1 tRNA gene and 2 rRNA genes are annotated in these 3704 nt (G+C 53.9%); all 3 read left to right on the forward strand.

From position 1 onward, the window contains the following. The first annotated feature begins 377 nt into the window (after positions 1-377). A 23S ribosomal RNA gene (locus tag BMX16_RS17080) occupies positions 378-3213 on the forward strand. 246 nt (positions 3214-3459) lie between these two features. Beyond that, positions 3460-3574: ribosomal RNA gene (rrf, locus tag BMX16_RS17085) — 5S ribosomal RNA — on the forward strand. Positions 3575-3625: 51 nt separating this feature from the next. Continuing rightward, positions 3626-3702, forward strand: a tRNA-Met gene (locus tag BMX16_RS17090). Positions 3703-3704 lie beyond the last annotated feature (2 nt).

Raw genomic sequence — 3704 nt, forward strand, 5'->3', positions numbered from 1 at the left:
ACTTCAGATCAGACAGTCGGTTTGACCGTTAAGCAGCAGTGCTGTTTTGCAGTCCAACTGGACTAGGAGGCATCGCGAGGTGCATCCGATTGACATCGTTTAGAGAGATACAACATCAGAATGGAGGCGCCCCGCGTGAAGGGGATTGCCTGACGGGACGAGGCCTGCATGGGCTTTTGACTCCCCGATAATCCATTTTGTTCAAGTCAAGTACACTAACCGGAGTGAGAGTAATCTCACTCGAACGAAGTCGTGTTGCGAACCAGCGGCACGCTTCGACAATGTATGCATTTTGATTAATGCCACCCTTTGCGTACAAAAGGGGGGTGGCGCAGGAGACGTCGAGCTTCTTTGGAAGTCCGGCTTCTTCTGGATCAAATCAAGCGCGAAAAGGGCGTTTGGTGGATGCCTTGGCAGTAAGAGGCGATGAAGGACGTGATACTCTGCGATAAGTCCTGGGGAGCTGAGAATGAGCTTTGATCCAGGAATTTCCGAATGGGGCAACCCACCTGATTGTTTGTTGTTACTGCCTTCGGGCAGCTAACAGCGGGCAAAACCAGGTATTTGTAGGCTGAATACATAGGCTTACAAAAGCAAACCCGGGGAACTGAAACATCTAAGTACCCGGAGGAAAGGAAATCAACAGATACTCCCCTAGTAGCGGCGAGCGAACGGGGACCAGCCGAGCCATGCGAGTGACAAGAATATCCTGGAAAGGATAGCCAGAGTGGGTGACAGCCCCGTATTGGAAGCTCAATTGGACGTATTAAGTAGGGCGGGACACGTGAAATCCTGTCTGAACATCGGAGGACCACCTTCGAAGGCTAAGTACTCCTTACTGACCGATAGCGAACCAGTACCGTGAGGGAAAGGTGAAAAGCACCCCGACGAGGGGAGTGAAACAGTACCTGAAACCGAACGCCTACAAGCAGTTGGAGGGTCCATGAGGCCTGACAGCGTACCTTTTGTATAATGGGTCATCGACTTGGTCTCACAAGCAAGCTTAAGCCGTTAGGTGTAGGCGCAGCGAAAGCGAGTCTGAATAGGGCGAATGAGTTTGTGGGATCAGACCCGAAACCGAGTGATCTAGGCATGTCCAGGATGAAGGTTGGGTAACACCAACTGGAGGTCCGAACCCACACCTGTTGAAAAAGGTCGGGATGAGGTGTGCCTAGGGGTGAAAGGCCAATCAAACTCGGAGATAGCTGGTTCTCTGCGAAATCTATTTAGGTAGAGCGTCGTCCGAATACCCTCGGGGGTAGAGCACTGGATGGGTAATGGGGCCTTACCGGCTTACTGATCCTAACCAAACTCCGAATACCGAGGAGTACTAGACGGCAGACACACATCGGGTGCTAACGTCCGGTGTGAAGAGGGAAACAACCCTGACCTACGACTAAGGCCCCTAATTCATGGCTAAGTGGGAAAGCAGGTGGGACGGCCAAAACAACCAGGAGGTTGGCTTAGAAGCAGCCATCCTTTAAAGATAGCGTAACAGCTCACTGGTCTAAACAAGCTGTCCTGCGGCGAAGATGTAACGGGGCTCAAGCCATGAGCCGAAGTCTAGGGTGTATAGCAATATACGCGGTAGCAGAGCGTAGTGTGACATAGTACCTGACGATATCAGCGCCTTTCGAGGTGTTGCGATCGTTATGGTGCTTTCTGTGAAGCCCCCCTGTGAGGGATGGGGTGGAGAGATCACTAGTGAGAATGATGACATGAGTAGCGACAAAGGGGGTGAGAGACCCCCTCGCCGAAAGTCCAAGGGTTCCTGCTTAAAGCTAATCTGAGCAGGGTGAGCCGACCCCTAAGGCGAGGCCGAAAGGCGTAGTCGATGGGAACCAGGTTAATATTCCTGGGCCGTGAGGTGGTGACGGATCGCAGATGTAGTTTGCCCTTATCGGATTGGGTGGGCTGCTGAGCGGTTCCTGGAAATAGCCCCTCTATAAGATCGTACCCTAAACCGACACAGGTGGACTGGTAGAGAATACCAAGGCGCTTGAGAGAACCACATTTAAGGAACTCGGCAAAATACCTCCGTAAGTTCGCGAGAAGGAGGCCCGGTTCGGACGCAAGTCTGGGCTGGGGGCACAAACCAGGGGGTGGCGACTGTTTACTAAAAACACAGGGCTCTGCGAAGTCGTAAGACGACGTATAGGGTCTGACGCCTGCCCGGTGCCTGAAGGTTAAAAGGAGGAGTGCAAGCTCCGAATTGAAGCCCAGGTAAACGGCGGCCGTAACTATAACGGTCCTAAGGTAGCGAAATTCCTTGTCGGGTAAGTTCCGACCTGCACGAATGGCGTAACGACTTCCCCGCTGTCTCAAATGTGGACTCAGCGAAATTGAATTGCCTGTCAAGATGCAGGCTACCCGCGGTTAGACGGAAAGACCCCATGCACCTTTACTATAGCTTCACACTGGCATCAGGTACGGCATGTGCAGGATAGGTGGTAGACTTTGAAGCGGGGACGCCAGTCCTCGTGGAGTCACCCTTGAGATACCACCCTTGCTCTGCTTGATGTCTAACCGCGGTCCGTTATCCGGATCCGGGACCCTGTGTGGTGGGTAGTTTGACTGGGGCGGTCGCCTCCCAAAGTGTAACGGAGGCGCGCGAAGGTTGGCTCAGAGCGGTCGGAAATCGCTCGTTGAGTGCAATGGCAGAAGCCAGCCTGACTGCAAGACTGACACGTCGAGCAGAGTCGAAAGACGGCCATAGTGATCCGGTGGTCCCGCGTGGAAGGGCCATCGCTCAACGGATAAAAGGTACGCTGGGGATAACAGGCTGATGGTGCCCAAGAGTCCATATCGACGGCACCGTTTGGCACCTCGATGTCGGCTCATCTCATCCTGGGGCTGGAGCAGGTCCCAAGGGTACGGCTGTTCGCCGTTTAAAGAGGTACGTGAGCTGGGTTTAGAACGTCGTGAGACAGTTCGGTCCCTATCTTCCGTGGGTGTAGGATACTTGAGAGGAGTTGCCCCTAGTACGAGAGGACCGGGGTGAACGATCCACTGGTGGACCTGTTGTCGTGCCAACGGCAGTGCAGGGTAGCTATGATCGGACAGGATAACCGCTGAAGGCATCTAAGCGGGAAGCCCCCCTCAAAACAAGGTATCCCTGAGGACCGAGGTAGACCACCTCGTCGATAGGCCGGAGATGTAAGTGCAGCAATGCATTCAGTTGACCGGTACTAATGGTCCGATAGGCTTGATTTGATCCAGTAGAAGCTGGACTGAAATCAAGATGTATACACACCACAACATCAGTTGTGCTGACTTGAACACGGTCGATCGCGTCCCTGCGATCGACCGGGTGCGCAAAGTGGGTTTGCTCGCAAACCCGCAGCGTACTCGGTCGCAAATGGGGACCAGATCGACCGCTGATACCAAACGGTGGACGAACGGTCGCCGGGTCCCTGCGCAAGCAGGACCCTGCACCACCACCGCGCGTTCTTTCTTTGGTGTGGTGATCATAGCGTGAGCAAAACACCCGATCCCATCCCGAACTCGGCCGTTAAGTGCCACTGCGCTGATGGTACTGCGTCTCAAGACGTGGGAGAGTAAGTCATCGCCACACCTGAAAAAGAACGCAAAACAGTATCTCTCGAACGATGCAACACAACTCTGTCGCGGGATGGAGCAGCCCGGTAGCTCGTCAGGCTCATAACCTGAAGGTCGTAGGTTCAAATCCTACTCCCGCAACCAAA

This window comes from Loktanella fryxellensis (assembly GCF_900110065.1).
GTDB classification, from domain to species: Bacteria; Pseudomonadota; Alphaproteobacteria; order Rhodobacterales; family Rhodobacteraceae; genus Loktanella; species Loktanella fryxellensis.